Annotated in this window: 18 protein-coding genes; 17 read left to right on the forward strand and 1 reads right to left on the reverse strand. The window is 64.8% G+C overall.

Annotated elements, in window-relative coordinates; translation table 11 throughout:
• Positions 1-10: 10 nt before the first annotated feature.
• From ACTODO_RS05790 to ACTODO_RS05870, 17 genes are all read left to right on the forward strand, one after another.
• Entirely contained in the window at positions 11-1,060 is a 1,050-nt protein-coding gene (locus ACTODO_RS05790; RefSeq protein WP_034512180.1) for a tRNA (adenine-N1)-methyltransferase, read from the forward strand.
• Entirely contained in the window at positions 1,053-2,597 is a 1,545-nt protein-coding gene (gene arc, locus ACTODO_RS05795; RefSeq protein WP_003792369.1) for a proteasome ATPase, read from the forward strand. The genes ACTODO_RS05790 and arc overlap by 8 nt, the downstream gene beginning before the upstream one ends.
• On the forward strand, positions 2,594-4,114 hold the full coding sequence (gene dop / locus ACTODO_RS05800) for a depupylase/deamidase Dop (RefSeq protein ID WP_003792370.1): 1,521 nt from the start codon (positions 2,594-2,596) through the stop codon (positions 4,112-4,114). Before arc ends, dop begins: the two co-directional genes overlap by 4 nt.
• Before the next feature lie 25 nt (positions 4,115-4,139).
• The gene (locus tag ACTODO_RS05805; protein ID WP_003792371.1) at positions 4,140-4,316 is read left to right on the forward strand and encodes a ubiquitin-like protein Pup; all 177 of its coding nucleotides are present in this window, start codon (positions 4,140-4,142) and stop codon (positions 4,314-4,316) included.
• Position 4,317: 1 nt separating this feature from the next.
• Positions 4,318-5,703, forward strand: a complete 1,386-nt coding sequence (gene pafA, locus ACTODO_RS05810; protein WP_034512182.1) for a Pup--protein ligase — start codon at positions 4,318-4,320, stop codon at positions 5,701-5,703.
• Positions 5,700-6,740, forward strand: coding sequence for an FKBP-type peptidyl-prolyl cis-trans isomerase (locus tag ACTODO_RS05815; RefSeq protein ID WP_003792373.1), 1,041 nt, complete (start codon positions 5,700-5,702; stop codon positions 6,738-6,740). The genes pafA and ACTODO_RS05815 overlap by 4 nt, the downstream gene beginning before the upstream one ends.
• Positions 6,741-6,800: 60 nt before the next feature.
• The gene (gene aroC / locus ACTODO_RS05820) at positions 6,801-8,012 is read left to right on the forward strand and encodes a chorismate synthase (RefSeq protein WP_003792375.1); all 1,212 of its coding nucleotides are present in this window, start codon (positions 6,801-6,803) and stop codon (positions 8,010-8,012) included.
• Complete coding sequence (locus ACTODO_RS05825; protein ID WP_003792376.1) at positions 8,009-8,518, forward strand: shikimate kinase; 510 nt, start codon at positions 8,009-8,011, stop codon at positions 8,516-8,518. Before aroC ends, ACTODO_RS05825 begins: the two co-directional genes overlap by 4 nt.
• Positions 8,515-9,597: a 3-dehydroquinate synthase gene (gene aroB, locus ACTODO_RS05830; RefSeq protein ID WP_003792377.1), complete on the forward strand. Its 1,083-nt coding sequence runs from the start codon at positions 8,515-8,517 to the stop codon at positions 9,595-9,597. The genes ACTODO_RS05825 and aroB overlap by 4 nt, the downstream gene beginning before the upstream one ends.
• Positions 9,594-10,118: a shikimate kinase gene (locus tag ACTODO_RS05835; protein ID WP_003792378.1), complete on the forward strand. Its 525-nt coding sequence runs from the start codon at positions 9,594-9,596 to the stop codon at positions 10,116-10,118. The genes aroB and ACTODO_RS05835 overlap by 4 nt, the downstream gene beginning before the upstream one ends.
• 24 nt (positions 10,119-10,142) lie before the next feature.
• A complete protein-coding gene (gene efp, locus ACTODO_RS05840) occupies positions 10,143-10,706 on the forward strand; it encodes an elongation factor P (protein ID WP_034512184.1) in 564 nt (187 codons plus the stop codon).
• Entirely contained in the window at positions 10,706-11,668 is a 963-nt protein-coding gene (gene nusB / locus ACTODO_RS11095) for a transcription antitermination factor NusB (RefSeq protein WP_003792380.1), read from the forward strand. The genes efp and nusB overlap by 1 nt, the downstream gene beginning before the upstream one ends.
• A 217-nt stretch (positions 11,669-11,885) precedes the next feature.
• Entirely contained in the window at positions 11,886-12,233 is a 348-nt protein-coding gene (locus tag ACTODO_RS05850) for a hypothetical protein (RefSeq protein WP_003792381.1), read from the forward strand.
• 88 nt (positions 12,234-12,321) lie between these two features.
• Positions 12,322-12,507 (forward strand): modification methylase BabI, encoded by a 186-nt coding sequence (locus ACTODO_RS05855; RefSeq protein WP_231125980.1) that lies wholly within the window; start codon positions 12,322-12,324, stop codon positions 12,505-12,507.
• 311 nt (positions 12,508-12,818) lie between these two features.
• Positions 12,819-13,127, forward strand: coding sequence for a hypothetical protein (locus ACTODO_RS10985; protein WP_003792383.1), 309 nt, complete (start codon positions 12,819-12,821; stop codon positions 13,125-13,127).
• A 351-nt stretch (positions 13,128-13,478) separates the two neighbouring features.
• The gene (locus ACTODO_RS05865; RefSeq protein ID WP_003792384.1) at positions 13,479-14,177 is read left to right on the forward strand and encodes a hypothetical protein; all 699 of its coding nucleotides are present in this window, start codon (positions 13,479-13,481) and stop codon (positions 14,175-14,177) included.
• A 15-nt stretch (positions 14,178-14,192) separates the two neighbouring features.
• A complete protein-coding gene (locus ACTODO_RS05870) occupies positions 14,193-15,521 on the forward strand; it encodes a hypothetical protein (RefSeq protein ID WP_003792385.1) in 1,329 nt (442 codons plus the stop codon).
• Positions 15,522-15,649: 128 nt separating this feature from the next.
• On the opposite strand, the gene ACTODO_RS05875 is transcribed toward ACTODO_RS05870, so the two are convergent.
• Positions 15,650-15,946 (reverse strand): DUF2249 domain-containing protein, encoded by a 297-nt coding sequence (locus ACTODO_RS05875; protein ID WP_003792386.1) that lies wholly within the window; start codon positions 15,944-15,946, stop codon positions 15,650-15,652.
• Between the last annotated feature and the right edge of the window lie 102 nt (positions 15,947-16,048).

Raw genomic sequence — 16,048 nt, forward strand, 5'->3', positions numbered from 1 at the left:
CCTTTACGTAATGACTATTCAGCGTAATACTTCAATGTCGGCCAATGATTTTGGCCAGCCCACCCGCCGAGGCGTCCTTTCTGAGGGCGACCGCGTTCAGGTTCGCGACCCCAAGGGACGCTTCCACCAGGTGATTCTCGTGAGCGGTGGTCGTTTCCAATCCAACCGCGGCGGATTCAACCATAACGACGTCATTGGCCGTCCCGACGGCCAGGTGATTGTCACCGAGGAAGGCCGCCAGTTCCAGATCCTGCGGCCCCTGCAGGTCGATTATGTGATGTCGATGCCCCGCGGCGCCGCCGTCGTCTATCCCAAGGACGCAGGGGTCATTACCCACATGGGGGATATTTTCCCCGGCGCGACTGTCGTCGAGGCCGGCGCCGGCTCCGGCGCGCTGTCGATGGCTCTCCTCGATGCGGTCGGCCCGCAGGGGTGCCTTATCTCTGTGGAGCGGCGCCAGGACTTCGCTGACATCGCGGCCGCCAACGTTGACCTGTGGTTCGGCCGCCGCCACCCCGCATGGGACCTGCGCGTCGGTGACGTCGACGAGGTGCTGTGGTCGGCCGAAGAGGGCAGCGTCGACCGGATCGTACTCGACATGCTTGCTCCCTGGGAGAACATCGAGGCCATCACCCATGCGCTGATTCCGGGCGGCGTGCTCGTGTGCTACGTCGCGACCGTCACACAGATGTCACGTCTCGTCGAGGATCTGCGCGCCTCCGAGCGTTTCACCGATCCGATCGCCTGGGAGGACATACGCCGCGAGTGGCACCTCGACGGCCTGGCCGTGCGCCCCGAGCACCGCATGGTGGCCCACACCGGTTTCCTCGTGGTCACCCGCCTCCTCGCGCCTGGCGTCACGCCGCAGGAGCGTTCGACTCGTCCGGCGAAGGCTGCCGAAGGTCAGGGCGGCGCGTGGGACGACGAGCCGGACTGGTCGCTGGAGAAGGTCGGTCAGCGCGTGAACTCTGAGAAGAAGGTGCGCAAGGTCCGCCGTGACGTCGTCGCGCAGGCCGACACGTGGGCGTCGGAGGGACGTGAGGCAGCGACTGATGAGTGAGGTCGAAGAACGCCAGGCACTTGAACGACGTCTGATTTCGCTGGAAGAAAAGAACGGCCGCCTCACCACCGCGCTGACGACCGCCCGCACGGAGCTGATTCGCCTACAGGGGGAGCTGGCCGACGTGTCGCGTCCTCCCCAGACTCTCGCAACGTTCGTGCGAGCGTTTCCTGCTTCACGCCAGATCGAGGTCGTGATGGGCGGCAAGCGCATGCGCGTTGCCGTCACTCCGAAGCTTGATGTCACTGACCTCTCGTACGGGCAGTGGGTGCGCCTCGACGACACGATGATCGCCGTGGCCGCGGATGACTTCCCGCGCAGCGGGCAGGTCGTCTCCGTTCTCGAGCTCGTTGGCCGCGACCGCGTGCTTGTGGCGACGGAAGGTGGAGCGGAGAATCTCCTTGAGCTGGCCGGCCCTCTACGCCACGGAAACCTGCGTCCCGGCGATTCTCTCGTCGTGGACGCCCGCTCGGGCATCGCCTTCGAGCGCATCGTGCGTGAGGATGTCGAGCAGCTGCTCACCCCCGAGGTTCCCGACGTCACATACGAGGACATCGGTGGTCTCGACGATCAGATTGCGCAGGTGCGTGACTCGATCGAGATGCCGTTTAACCATCCTGAGCTGTACCGCCAGTTTGGCCTGCGCCCGCCCAAGGGCATTCTCTTGTATGGGCCTCCCGGGTCGGGCAAGACTCTGATCGCGAAGGCCGTTGCCAACTCGCTGTCGAAGCGTGGGGGTGCGTCGACCTTCTTCCTGTCGATCAAGGGCCCCGAACTGCTGAACAAGTTCGTCGGCGAAACCGAGCGCCAGATTCGCGCCATTTTCGCTCGCGCACGGACCCTCGCAGCCGGCGACACCCCAGTCGTCATCTTCTTCGATGAGATGGAGGCCCTGTTCCGCACGCGTGGCACGGGCGTGTCCTCAGACGTCGAAACGATGATTGTCCCGCAGCTCCTCGCCGAGATGGACGGCGTCGAATCCCTCGACAACGTCGTGATCATCGGCGCTTCCAACCGCGCCGACATGATCGACCCGGCGGTGTTGCGCCCGGGGCGCCTCGACGTGCGCATCCGCGTGGATCGTCCGGACCGCGCGGGTGCCCTCGATATCTTCTCGAAGTATCTGACGCCTCAGGTGCCGATCCATGCTTTGGAAATTGAGCGTTTCGGCGGCATCAACGAGGCTGTGGCGGGCATGAGCGAACGCGGCGTCGACGCGCTCTACGCGCGCAATGAGACGACGGCTCTCTTCCTCGCAACCCTGGTGAATGGCGACCACAAGCGCATCTACCTGTCCGACCTCGTGTCTGGCGCTCTCATTGCCGGCATCGTCGAACGCGCAAAGAAGTACGCGATTAAGGACGCGCTGACGGGCGCATCTTCCGGCCTGAGCATGGATCATCTGCTGCGCGGGGTGCACGAGGAGATGAACGAGTCGCTCGAACTCGCTGCCACCTCCTCGCCGGAAGACTGGGCTCGTACCAGCGGGCTGGCCCCTGAAATCGTCAGCGTGAAGCCGATTGGAACGGTGAAATGAGCAGCGAACGCATTATTGGAACCGAGACCGAGTACGGCGTTTACCGTCCCGGCGACGCGTGGGCAAACCCGATTGCTCTGTCGACGACGGTCGTGACCACGTACGGCGAGATCAGCCGCGAGGGAACTCCGGCCCAGGGCGCGGGCGTCGTCCGCTGGGACTACACGGGGGAGGACCCGCTCAACGACCTGCGCGGCATGCGCATGTCCCGTGCTGCGGCAGACCCGTCTTTGCTCACTGACGATCCGTACCACCTCGCACCGTCCGGTGGTTCGGAGCGCGTCGCGCGGCCGACCCCCGAAGAACTCGCCCTCCCTGCGGCGACGACCGCCGTCCTCACGAATGGCGCACGCCTGTACGTCGATCACGCGCACCCCGAGTACTCCGCGCCCGAAACGATCGGTGCGCGCGATGCGCTCCTGTGGGACCGCGCCGGCGAGGTGATCGCCCAGCGCGTCATGGCACGCCTGGAAGAACTCGGCGAAGAACCTATCGTCCTCGTTAAGAACAACACCGACGGCAAGGGTGCTGCCTACGGTACCCACGAGAACTACCAGATGCCCCGCATCACCGACCTCGATGCGATCGTGCGAGGACTCACGCCCTTCATGGTGACCCGCCCGGTCATCTGCGGTGCCGGCCGCGTGGGACGCGGACAAAAGAGCGAGGTCCCGGGCTTCCAGATGTCCCAGCGCGCCGACTTTGTGGAGAACGAAGTCGGACTGGAGACCACTTTCAACCGCCCAATCATCAACACACGAGACGAGCCGCATGCGAATCCGGCTCAGTTCCGCCGACTCCACGTCATCGGCGGCGACGGCAACATGTTCGACGTCTCGGCCTTCCTGCGTTTCGGCACCACCTCGCTCGTCCTGTGGGCAATCGAGCAGGGCACGGACCTGCGCTGGGATTCGATCGTCATGGACGATCCCGTGCAGGAGACCTGGAACGTGTCGCACCATCCCGACCTCGACTACAAGGTGACGACCGCGGGCGGCGCCTACACGGCGGCAGAGCTCCAGCAGGTCTACTTGGATCTGGTTCTCGACACTTTTGAAGAAACGGGCACGACACCCACGCAGGCCGACCAGGAGATCCTCACGCTGTGGCAGTCGGTGCTTGATCGCATGCGCGCCGATCTCTTCTCGGTGGCCACCGAGGTCGAATGGGTGGGCAAGTACCAGCTCGTGAAGAGACAGAAGGAACGCGCCGGGGTCGAATGGAATGATCCGCGACTGGCTGCCATCGACCTGCAGTGGGCGGACCTGCGTCCCAGCCACGGCCTCGTCTATCGACTCGCGAAGGCTGGCATGGTCACGCGCCTTGTGTCCGATGAGGAGGTCGAGCGCGCCGCGGACGTGGCGCCCACGAACACTCGCGCTCACGTGCGCGGATGGGCGGTGGCCAATCGACCCGACCTCGTGAAGGCCTCATGGTCCTCACTCGTCCTCGACCCGGGCGAGGGGGACCTCGTCCGATTCCCGATCGCCGACGCGCGCGATACATCCACTCGATAAAGAACGACAGAAAGCAGAACCAATAATGTCGAATCAGATTTTCGCAGGCGGCCCGACCCCTGAAGATGACGCTCTCGAGGCGGCAGGCCAGGTTCAGGCGCGCACCTCGTCGATCGACTCCCTCCTCGACGAGATTGACTCCGTTCTTGAAACCAACGCTGAGGCGTTCGTCCAGGGCTTCGTCCAGAAGGGCGGCCAGTGACGTGAGGCGTCGAGTTTTCGGCATCGAAACGGAGTACGGGCTCACGGCCGCGTCCCCGAGCGGGGGCGCCCCCATGGATGCCGAGCACGCCGCTCGCCAGCTGTTCGAGCCACTCCTGCATCAGGGGCGCTCCTCGAACCTGTTTCTGCGTAACGGCGGGCGTCTCTACCTCGACGTGGGCGCTCATCCCGAGTACGCGACTGCTGAGTGCGATCGTCTTGAGGATTTGCTCGAGCAGGATCGCGCCGGCGCCTCCATGCTTGCGGATTTGGCAGTTCAGGCAGACGCGGCCCTCTCCGAGCTCGGCTCAGACCTGCGCTTGCACCTGTTCCGAAACAACCTTGACTCGCAGGGCAACTCCTACGGCTGCCACGAAAACTATCTTCTCCATCGGCGCCGCGATTTCCGTCAGGTCGCGGATGCTCTCGTCGCATTCTTCGTGACGCGCCAGATTCTCGTCGGTAACGGGTGGATCAACACCGCTGCGGCGACGCCGCGTCTGCAGTTCTCCCAGCGTGCCGATCAGATGTGGGACGCCGTGTCGTCGGCGACCACGCGCTCGCGTCCGATCATTAACACGCGCGATGAGGCCTTGGCTGATTCTGGCGCATATCGACGCATGCACGTCATCGTCGGCGACACGAACGTCGCCGAGCCGACGACTGCCTTGAAGGTCGGTATGACGGAGCTCCTCATCCATGCGATCGAGGACGGTCTGCAGATCCAAGACCTGGCGCTCGCTGATCCGATGCGTGCAATCCGCGAGGTCAACTCCGACCTGTCCGGCTCGGCCCCCCTTGAGCTGGCCAACGGACGCACGACGAGCGCCGTCGCGCTGCAACGAGAGATCCATGAACGTGTGCTTGCCCGTATCCCAGTCGCGGAGCTGGATCCTATGCGCGCCTACGTCGTCGACCTGTGGGGCAGGGGCATCGATGCCATCGCCAGCGGTGACTGGAGCAACATCGACACCGAGCTGGACATCGCGATCAAGCACAAGCTTCTCACGTCGTACTGCGCACGCAGTGGGGCGAGCCTCACTGATCCGCGCGTGGCTCGGCTTGAGCTGTCTTACTCCGACATCACCGCTGATGGCCTGTGGGAGCGAATGGAACGCGCGGGACTCATGCGACGCCTCACGACCGTCGAGGGTGTCCATCGCGCGCAGACGATCGCGCCTGCGACGACCCGCGCTCACCTGCGCGGACGTATCATCGCAGCCGCCGAAGATGCCCGCGCCGACCTGAGCGTCGACTGGGTGCACGTGCGTCTCGATGAATCGTCGACGATTCCGTTGTCCTTGCAGGATCCGTTAGCCACAACCGACCCGCGTGTTGACGCGCTCATCGCGCAGATCGACTCTCAGTCTCCTACGATTCCCGCATGAGCCCCGAGTCGTCGTCACCTGATGCCCGCGCCGTCAGCCGTGCACGCGGATCCTCGCAGCGCGCGGCTGCGCGTGCACAGCGCTCCCGGGGCATCTCCCGCGCATCTCTCTTCCTGCGCGTTGTTCTCACGGTGGTTCTCATCGCTGCGGGAGGTGGACTCGCCTGGTGGGCGTTCCACCCCCGCCCCGCCGCAGACGAAGCGAGCGCGCCCGAATCCGCTACCCAGTCGACAACCCTGGCTCTGTTCGACCGCGTGACCGTGTCCGGGCGCGTCGGCGCGACACCGACGATCGAGATCAAGGCCCCGCTGGAGATCGACGGTTTCAAAGCACGCGTGCTCGAGGAAGGCAGCGGTCGTGAGATCACTGAAGGCTCACCCGTCCTCGTCTCTGTCACCGCTTTCGATGGAACTAGCGGACGCATGCTCTCCGAGTCCGGCCGCCCCCAGATGAGCCTCGGCATCGTCGGCTCCGGCCAGATCAATGACGACCTGTCACGTCTGGTCACCGGCAGGCGCGAGGGCACGCGTCTTCTCGCATTCCGTTCCATCACGATGGGTGACGGATCGCCGAATACCATCGAAGTCGACGTCGTCGATATCCTGCCTTCGATCGCAACCGGTACCTCGGTCGACGCGAGCGTCGGTCCGATGAGCGTTGAGATGAGCCCGGAGGGGCCGATCATCAGCCACAGTGATACGCTGCCCGGCGGCGTCACGACCCAGACCCTTATCAAGGGTGATGGGGTGCAGGTCCACGAAGGCGACCGGGTCGTCGCGCAGTTCACGGTTCTCGGCTGGACCGACGGTACCGTGCGCGTGTCCACGTGGGAGACCGGCGTCCCCGAGGTCATCAACTTGGGAACGGCGATGAAGGGGCTCGCAACGGCCCTCGTTGACCAGAAAGTGGGGTCACGACTGGCCATCACAATCCCTCCGGACCTGGCTGCCGGTGACGACACTCTGTGCGTCGTCATCGATATCCTCGGTACAGAGCCTGGTACTGCGACGAATGGGGACCAAGCACCTCAGTCGTGACCGTTCAGCTCGTGAGAGCCGTTTCGCACAAGGCTTGTCGCTTGTGGGACACTGGGAGGCATGCTGAGATGGATGACCGCCGGTGAATCGCACGGACCCGCACTGCTCGCAACGATCGAGGGACTGCCCTCCGGGTTGCATGTGACGACGGAGGACCTGCGCCGTGGCCTCGCGCGTCGTCGCCTCGGTTACGGCCGTGGCGCTCGGCAGAAGTTCGAGGCCGACGAGGTATCGATCCTGGCCGGCGTGCGGCACGGCGTGACAACCGGCGCCCCGGTGGCTATTCGCATTGGCAACTCTGAATGGCCCAAGTGGGAGACGGTGATGAGTGCCGATCCGGTCGATCCGTCGGAGCTTCTCATCGACGCGGGAACGGGAGACGAACGCGAGATCGCTCGTAACCGTCCGCTGACAAGGCCCCGGCCCGGTCACGCGGACCTGCCCGGAATGCTGTCCTACGACCTGTCCGAGGCTCGCCCCGTCCTTGAGCGCGCGAGCGCCCGCGAGACTGCCGCCCGCGTTGCGCTCGGTGTGCTCGCCGAAGCCCTCCTCGAGCAGGTCGCCGGCGTTCGTCTCGTGTCCCACGTCGTCTCCGTTGGGGCCCAGCACGCCACGGCCTCGTTGACGCCTACTCCCGCGGACGAGGCGGCGCTGTGCGAGGCTTCGATGCGCACACTCGATCCGGAGGATAACGCCCGCTTCGAGGCAGCCGTCGATGCTGCCAAGCAGGCGGGCGACACGATCGGCGGCGTCGCCGAAGTGATCGCATACGACGTTCCAGTCGGCTTGGGGACACACGTGACCGCGCGCGAGCGCCTCGATGCGCGCTTGGCCGCCGCACTCATGTCGATCCAATCCGTCAAGGGCGTTGAGATCGGAGACGGTTTCACGCAGGCCGCGCTGCTCGGTTCCGCGGCCCACGACGAAATCGTGCGGGGCGAGGATGGTCACCTGGCGCGCGCCTCCAACCATGCCGGAGGCATCGAAGGAGGTACGTCCAATGGCGCGCCGATCGTCGCACGCGCTGCTTTCAAGCCGATCTCGACCGTTCCGCACGCCTTGCGCAGCGTCGACCTTGCGACGGGTGAGGAAGCGGTGGGCTTGCACCAGCGCTCCGACACCTGCCAGGTGGTGCCCGGCGCAGTCATCGCCGAGGCGGAGGTGGCTCTCGTGCTCGCGGATGCTCTGTCGGATCACGCTGGCGGCCGATCGGTTGGCGAGATGCGCAGGAACCTCGAGGCGTACCTCGCGGTGGTGGGCGAGCGCGCATGAGTGCTCAGTGCCCCGTCGTCCTCGTGGGTCTGCCAGGTGCGGGCAAGTCCAAGGTTGGGCGCCTGCTCGCCGAGCGGTTGTGCGTTGACCACATCGATACAGACGCCCTCGTCGTTGAGCGCGAAGGCCGTCCGATCGCTGACATCTTCGCCACCGACGGAGAAGCGGCTTTTCGTGTGATGGAGACCGAAGCGGTCGCCGATGCGCTCACGCACGATGCCGTCGTGTCCCTGGGCGGGGGAGCGGCAGCGACTCCCGCCGTTCGGGAGCTCCTATCCGGGCACACGGTCGTCTACATCGATGCTCCCCACGAGGAGCTCGTTCGTCGCACCGCCTCGAAGACGCATCGGCCGCTGCTGGCCGACGACCCGTCCGGCACGCTCGCGCGCCTGCGCACCGAGCGCGAGCCTCACTACCGATCCGTCGCCACCATCGTCGTCGAGTCAGGGTCTGGTCCCGTCGACGACGTCGTCACCGCCATCGCCCAGCAGTTGGAGCACGCATGAGCACGATTATCCGCGTCACCGGAGAACACCCCTCGACTATTACAGTTGGACACGGACTCGGCTTCAAGCCGATCTACGATGCCCTCGACGAGGCCGCGACGAAGGCGCTCATTATTCACGCGCATCCTCTCGCTAGCCGAGCGGAGGCCCTAGCGCAGTACCTGCGTGAACAGGGGATCGAGGCCTCAACTGCCGACCACCCCAATGCCGAGGCCGGCAAGTCAATTGAGGTTGTTGCGTCCCTGTGGGACGAGTGCGGTCGTCTCCAGCTCGGACGTAAAGACGCGATCGTCGCCATGGGCGGGGGAGCGACCACCGACATGGCTGGTTTCGTCGCCGCAACGTGGCTGCGCGGTATCACCCTCATCAACGTTCCGACGACGCTCCTCGCTATGGTTGACGCGGCCGTTGGCGGTAAGACAGGAATCAACACGTCCGTCGGGAAGAACCTCGTCGGTTCGTTCTATCCGGCAACCTCCGTGGTTGCCGATATGGATCTCCTCGAGAGCCTTCCTACACCCGATCTGGCGGCCGGTGCCGCCGAGGTCATTAAGTGCGGCTTCATCGCCGACCCGGAGATTTTGCGCATCGTCGAGGAGACGGAACCAAACGAGCTTCTGCGATCGTACAGCCCGCAGCTTGCTGAGATCACCACCCGCGCGATCGCAGTCAAGGCCCGCGTTGTTTCTGCCGACCTGACGGAGGGCGGCCTGCGCGAAATCCTCAACTACGGACACACCCTCGCGCACGCCATCGAGCGCGCGAACGACTACACCTGGCGCCACGGCAATGCCGTTGCTATCGGTTGCTGCTTCGCGGCACGCCTGGCCCAAGCCCGGGGGCTGCTCAGCGCTGACGATGTTTCTCGCCACGACCAGCTTTTCTCACGCGTCGGGCTGCCGACTCGCTACGAGGGAAGCACTCTCGACGAGCTCACCCACATCATGCTCTCCGATAAGAAGGTACGACGCGGCATCCTGCGTTTCGTCCTCCTGGACGGCATCGCAAATCCCGGGACGGTCTCCGTCGATCCGCAGGAGCTGCGGGCCCCCGCGTCTCAGATCGGCATTCGCGCATGAGCCTCATCGTGTTGATCGGAGTGACTGGCTCCGGCAAAACCACCGTTGGACGTGAGCTCTCCCGCCGTCACGAACTGCCGCTCTACGAGGTCGACGCCGCCGTCGAGGAACGCCTCGGCGCACCTATGCGCACCCTCGTGGTCGGACGCGATCCGCGCCTGGCCACCACAGCACGCGTAGAAGCCGAGCGGCTCCTTGGTCTCGACGAGGGCATTGTCACGCTCGGTGCCTCTCAGCCGCTCGACCCAGCTACTGCCTCGTCGATCGAGCGGACGCGTGCAAACGGCGCGTTCGTCATCGAGCTCAGCGCCGATCTTTCCGCGGTATCACGCCGAGAAGGCCTCGGCGCTCCGCGCTCGGTCGGCCTGGGTGCGCCCCGCGCCGTGCTGACCCAGCTCATGAAACAAGCGCGCGAGGCATACGCCTCCGTGGCCGACACAACAGTGGATACGAGTGACCGCACCCCGCAAGAAGTCGCGGATTTGGTCGCACGCGCGTGTAAACTGACCCCTGATTACTGATTCCTTCTCAAGTGAGGTACCCCTGTGGCAACGACCAATGATCTGAAGAACGGCCTGGTTATGGTGATCGACGGCCAGCTCTGGCAGGTTGTCGAATTCCAGCACGTGAAGCCCGGCAAGGGCCCGGCCTTCGTGCGCACCAAGATCAAGAACGTCCTGTCCGGCAAGACCGTCGACAAGACCTTCAACGCGGGCCTGAAGATCGAGACCGCGACCGTCGACCGTCGCGACATGACGTACCTGTACCAGGATGGCACCGACTACGTCTTCATGGATCAGTCCACCTACGAACAGATCAACGTTCCCGCCGAAACCGTGGGCGACGCGCGCAACTTCATGGTGGAGAACCAGAACGTTATCGTCTCCCAGCACGACGGCACCGTCCTGTTCGTCGAGCTGCCCGCCACCGTCGTTCTGACGATCACGCACACGGAGCCCGGTCTGCAGGGCGATCGGTCTTCCGCCGGCACCAAGCCCGCGACGCTGGAGACCGGCTATGAGATCCAGGTCCCCCTCTTCATGGAGGAGGGCACCCGCGTCAAGGTCGACACCCGCGACGGCTCGTACTCGGGTCGCGTGACCGACTGATGTCGCGCCAGCACCGTTTCACCTCGCGCACGAAGGCCCGCAAACGCGCCGCCGACGTGGTTTTCGAGGCGGACCAGCGGGGGATGGGCCGCGACCCCGAGGTCCTGCGCGACCTGCTGCGCGAGCGGCGCGTCATCACCGCCGCGCAGACGCCCCTGCCGGAGTACTCGATCCAGATCATCGCGGGCGTGGCCGACAGCCTGCGCCGCATCGACGACCTGATCGAGGCCCACGCGCGCGTCCCCGGGCTGGACAGGGTGGCCGCCGTGGACTTGGCGGTCATGCGCGTGGCGGTGTGGGAGATGCTGGCCAATTCGGACGACGTGTCGCCGATCGTGGCGATCGACGAGGCGATCTCCATCGTCCGTTCGATCTCCACCGACGCCTCGCCCCGTTTCGTCAACGCGGTGCTCGACGCGATCCGCAAGGACATCGCCTCCTCGTGGGCGCGGCGCGGCGGGGACGACGGGGACTTCGACAAGGCGGGGGCTGGGCAGGCCGATGGCGCGGCTGGCGACGACGGCGCTGGTGCCGGGGACACCGGAGACGCTGGTACGGCAGGCGCTGATCGGCCCAGTGATGGCGCTGCGGACCGTTCTGGCGGCGGGGAAGCCCCCGTCGGCGGGGACGGTGGTGCCGATACTGCCGGAGTCGGCAGGCAGGGGAGTGCCGACCGGACCGGTGGCGCCGACATCGGCACTGATCCCGATTGGGCCAGCGGCGGCCCGAGCGGCAGCGGCGCTGCCCACGTGGACGGCGGTATTGTCGGCCCCGATGGCGCCGTCACCGGCTTGGACGCCGCCGAGGGCAGCGGTCCCCACAGCGCCGATCCGGGCGCACCGGTGGCGGACCGCCTCGAGGATCTGCCTGCTCCGACCCGCGCCCTGCCCGAGGGCGCCGAGCCCGTCGAGTCCGCGGAGTTGGTCGACGACGAGCTGGACGAACTGCTCGAGGAGTACTGACCACTCGGCGACCAGTGCTGTGACTGCATGCCCGCCCTTGTTGATCGTTGATCATAAGGCGTAGCCGCCGCACTGGTCGGCGAGCGCGCGCGAAGATATACTCGCAGCGGAAGGCCTGGCCACCGGAGTTCCGCATTGTTCTCGACACGCGGTGCCAGGTATTCGTCAACTCGGCTCGCGCTGGTCTTCGATCGCGCGGAAAGGCATCCGAACGCTAATGGTGAGGAACATCCGTGAGCGCATTGGTTCTCTGCTGCCAGCGACGGTGACGAGCTCCGAACTGGTGTCGGACACCGTTCCAGTCATCCACGCCGGAGCCATGGGGCTTCAGATTTGGGGCGCTTTCGTGGGGCAGAGCGCGGGCGAGGCGATGTGGGACGAGATGGACCCCCAGGACCTCGCCGTCCGCTTGAAAGCATTCGAGATGAACCGTCTGCTGGCGGTGGACGGCGGCCCGGGCTGGTTGCACCTCGATTTCACGAACGGCTGGATCCGCGTCGTGGCGGACACGTGGGAGCCGTGGTCGATCATCCTGCCTGGAATCTGGTGGACCGGAGATATATGAGGGCATCAACCCAGAACCACTGAGGCCGAGCAATGAATGACACCAATTTAGAACAGCGGTGCCGTGTGCTGCTGGCCAGTAGACCGAGTTGCGCCTGGTTGATCTGCCGCAGCAAATGCGCAAAGCCTGGTTCGACGAGAACTCCCGTGGTGAGAACGGCGCCCTTCGTGAGCTCGCGCTCGACGACGCCCTCTGGGACCAGTTCAACCGGGACTACGACGCCTGGTACGCCGAGCGCCCCCGGCCCGGTGCGCCCGGGCGCCTCCAGCCGTGAGATGGCGGGCGCACGGCGGCGGCAGGGAGCCGACGCGCCCCGCGAGGGCCGGGCGCCGGCTCCGCGCGGCGGCTACTATCGGTGGGGAGAGGTGCTGGACCATGCCGAGGCAGGAAGTATGAGACGGTTCGCAAGAACGGATTTGCTCGCGGAGGCGGGGCCCGTCGAGGAGTTCTCCGCTGAGAGCGCTCCCGAGGCGGTCGCCGACGGGATCACCGAGGTGCTCACCGCGCCCAGGTGCTTCGACGGCTCGCACATGTACGCGATGGTCGTGTGGGAGCTGCCCCCCCGGCGCCGAGCGCCCCGAGGACGTGGCAGCCGACGACCCCGCGCGTTCGACGTACATCCAGTGCGCGGGCTCCACCGGGGTGATGACGGTCGAGATCCGCGTCACCGGCCAGGACGGCTCGTACAAGCATTACGTCGTCGCCCGCGAGCCGGTCGCAGATCCTGAGAGCTGGATGGGCATCGAGTGGGACCCCGGCGAGGGCGGGCCCGCCGCCGTCCGCGTCCACCCCGAGGAGGTCTTCACCGGGGAGCAGGCCGCCCCCGTGTTCCGCGCCTACGTGGTCGACGGGCGCCTGCCCGCGCCCGAACTGCTGCGCCCGCTTGACATCTGAGCGCTGGTCGCGGTCCCAGGGAGTGCGCGATTCCCTGAGTCTCCACACCATTCTCAAGGAAAGGGTGCATATTTTACTGTACTCATGGTCAGAATTGAAATATGACTCATATGAGTAGTGGGATGATTTGAAATAATTTGAGGTCAAATGATTTGAATTACTAAGATGAACGTGTTCCGTTTCATATATTCTGTCAGACAATTCGATCGTTGGGCCTGGTAGCCTTGAGGTAGCTCTAGTTGTCAGATTAGGGTTACTGGAGGACCAAGGGGAACTCCCATGTCACACACACGCACATTCAAAGTCGTCCGTGCGCTACTGGTTCAGTGTCTGGTGTGTTCGACATTCTTCATGCCGACGCTAGCCAATGCTGCTACAGAGCACGACTCTGAATTCGATGAACTCTTGGCGCTGAATCCAGGAGTGTCCGCCTCTGAGCTCGCGAGCGCACTCGATGCCGAATCCTCGGAGAAGGGGATGTCTGTTCAAGAGTACGCGCGAAGCGTCCTGGCTGAACAGCGCGCTGCGAAGGAGAAATACGAGTCCGAAATGCAAGATATGCAGATCGGAGGAGGGGGCGCGGACCTGGCCTCTATCGACGGAACAGCGGGTGCGACGTATTTGCTTCCGAAATCAGACTACGTCGGTGATGTCTACTGGAGTCCTGGGGTTCCACATTACGGTCATGTTGGGATATTCTCCGGACGTGATTGGATTGTTGAGGCGGCTGGAAAACCTGGAGGGTCGAACTGGGACTGGGTGTGGAATGTAACAGTTCCCTCGGGAACCGTCCTTTTTTACTTCCACACCTCTCAGGCGACCCAAGACGCTGCGGCGGCTTACGCCTACAACCATCTGCTCCACTACCCCTACAACTGGCGTTTCTGGTCCAACAAGGAGTACAATATTAAAAGTCTGAATTGCTCGCAGTTGGTGTGGTACGCCTACTACTATGGTGCAGGCCTTGATGTTGATGGCGATGGGGGCAATGCTGTTTTCCCGTCGGACATCCGCGATAGTTCGCTCTCGTACATCTACAGGCGACTCTGATCGAGGCGGTGCGGCATGGAACACGGCATTCGCCGTATCAGTAATGCGCTGTGCGCATCTGCGAGCGCGGCCGCATTGGTCGTCTGCTGTGTTTCATGCGCGCACTCGACAACGGAGGACGTGGGGTACCTGGAGGGGTTCACGACCTCGGGCGCGTTCCTGGTCGTCAGGCTGAGCAGTCAGGGGATCAGGAACGGGCTGCCCCCGGATACCGCGAACGGGTACCTGGTCGCCTTCCAGCAGGACGGCAGCATGAGCGCCGCGTGGACCCAGGGGCTCCTCAGCTCGGAAATGACTTGGAACGGGCCGGTGCTCAGTGTCGGCGACTCGGCGTACGAGTACCTGATCACTGACGACGGCGCCTCGGCGTTCCCCCGCACCGTGGACGGCGGGCACGAGGTGGGGCGCTTCGTCTCGAGCACTGACGGCAGCGTCCTCAGTTTCTACGTCGAGGGCCCCGTGCAACGGGCGTACAACATCGACAGTGGGGGAATCAGGGATCGGTCTGAGAACCAAGAGTTCTATCTGACAAACGGGGAGTGCGGGGGGAGGGTGCTCTCGTCCACGTCCACGAGGATCACTCCCATCCTTCAGGAAAGCGCATCCGAGTTCGCCGCCTCCCGCCCGCCGAGCGCAGCGGAGTCGGACGGCGCGCAATCGGACTCTGCGGAGTCGGGAGCGCCCGACGGCTACGACATACTCGCTCAGGTCTACCCCCACGATGGGGACCTGCCCCCGGTGCTCGCGGTGGCTCCCAGGGAAACACGGATCGAAGTGTTCCGCACGGATCTGTGGTGTGCGGACGATGTCTTCTACCACCTCATGTATTTGGACTCACCTGAGTTCGTCACACGCGATTCGGATGGCGACGAGGGGAGGACGACCATTTTCCTCAACGAATGGGACCTGGGAACGGGGGAGCGCCGCATCCGGATGGTGACGGACGAAGAGGGGGCTCCTTTCGCTGTGGGTTATCAAGAAACTGCTTTCTTCGGCCAGTACGATGAGCAGTTCTACACGTTCGCGACGCCCTACGGCCATGTGTTCAAGCTCGACGCCCAGTCGGCACGGGTCACGCAATTGGCGACGCTGCCCTTGGCGAAGCCCGAGCTGAGGAGTGCGCGATTCTACGTGCGCGACGGCTACGCCTACGCGATCGAACCGAGTGAGGACGGGGAGGCGCCCCCTCAGTTCAGCGCGTGCCGTCTTTCCGACGGGCGGTGCTCGACGCCGAAACCGCTGGAAGGGCTCGAGAAGAAGATGCGCGGCAGTCTGCTGGGAGGGGAACAAGTTCTCCAATCCTTCGCCGTGCGCCCCGGCTACATCCCCGACATCGACTCGTGACGCCCGGAGACGCTCTGGCGTGAAGGGGGAGCCGTGTCCCCCGACAGCCGACGGGCACCGCCCCGAACCCGCTCCGGCACGGGCGCGCCGAATGGACCCAGCCGCGCGCCGGAGCGGGGGACGGCGGCTCACAGCGCGGTGCGCGTCGCCTTCACGTCCCAGTGCTCGGGCCCGTCGGTGAGGACCTCGAAGGTCCACTCGCCGGGCAGCTGTGCGATCTGAGCAAGCAGCGGACGAGGCAGGTGGGGAGCGCGAATGATGAAGGATTCACCGGCGTTCATCGACTGGGCTGCGCCGAGAACAGCTGCGTGACGGAGACGGTGGGGGATAGCGGTCGCATCAATGGTCGGTTCGGCGACGTCGTGCTCGCCGCAGCCACAGCCGCCACCGTGGACCTCGGGGTGGGGAAGCTGTTCGATCGTCATGGTGTGGCCTTTCTATAGAGAAGCATCTGAGGCGCCGTCGGCGCTCATTGAATTTTACCGGCTTTGCCCCTTTCATCGCAGCGCCAACAGGACTACGTATCG

This window comes from Schaalia dentiphila ATCC 17982 (genome assembly GCF_000154225.1).
In the GTDB taxonomy this organism is placed as follows: domain Bacteria; phylum Actinomycetota; class Actinomycetes; order Actinomycetales; family Actinomycetaceae; genus Pauljensenia; species Pauljensenia dentiphila.

Coding starts and splice junctions, on each gene's coding strand:
- ACTODO_RS05790 (WP_034512180.1), top strand. CDS start 11: ATGACTATTCAGCGTAATACTTCAATGTCGGCCAATGATTTTGGCCAG.
- arc (WP_003792369.1), top strand. CDS start 1,053: ATGAGTGAGGTCGAAGAACGCCAGGCACTTGAACGACGTCTGATTTCG.
- dop (WP_003792370.1), top strand. CDS start 2,594: ATGAGCAGCGAACGCATTATTGGAACCGAGACCGAGTACGGCGTTTAC.
- ACTODO_RS05805 (WP_003792371.1), top strand. CDS start 4,140: ATGTCGAATCAGATTTTCGCAGGCGGCCCGACCCCTGAAGATGACGCT.
- ACTODO_RS05815 (WP_003792373.1), top strand. CDS start 5,700: ATGAGCCCCGAGTCGTCGTCACCTGATGCCCGCGCCGTCAGCCGTGCA.
- aroC (WP_003792375.1), top strand. CDS start 6,801: ATGCTGAGATGGATGACCGCCGGTGAATCGCACGGACCCGCACTGCTC.
- ACTODO_RS05825 (WP_003792376.1), top strand. CDS start 8,009: ATGAGTGCTCAGTGCCCCGTCGTCCTCGTGGGTCTGCCAGGTGCGGGC.
- aroB (WP_003792377.1), top strand. CDS start 8,515: ATGAGCACGATTATCCGCGTCACCGGAGAACACCCCTCGACTATTACA.
- ACTODO_RS05835 (WP_003792378.1), top strand. CDS start 9,594: ATGAGCCTCATCGTGTTGATCGGAGTGACTGGCTCCGGCAAAACCACC.
- nusB (WP_003792380.1), top strand. CDS start 10,706: ATGTCGCGCCAGCACCGTTTCACCTCGCGCACGAAGGCCCGCAAACGC.
- ACTODO_RS05850 (WP_003792381.1), top strand. CDS start 11,886: ATGGTGAGGAACATCCGTGAGCGCATTGGTTCTCTGCTGCCAGCGACG.
- ACTODO_RS05865 (WP_003792384.1), top strand. CDS start 13,479: ATGCCGACGCTAGCCAATGCTGCTACAGAGCACGACTCTGAATTCGAT.
- ACTODO_RS05870 (WP_003792385.1), top strand. CDS start 14,193: ATGGAACACGGCATTCGCCGTATCAGTAATGCGCTGTGCGCATCTGCG.
- ACTODO_RS05875 (WP_003792386.1), bottom strand. CDS start 15,946: ATGACGATCGAACAGCTTCCCCACCCCGAGGTCCACGGTGGCGGCTGT.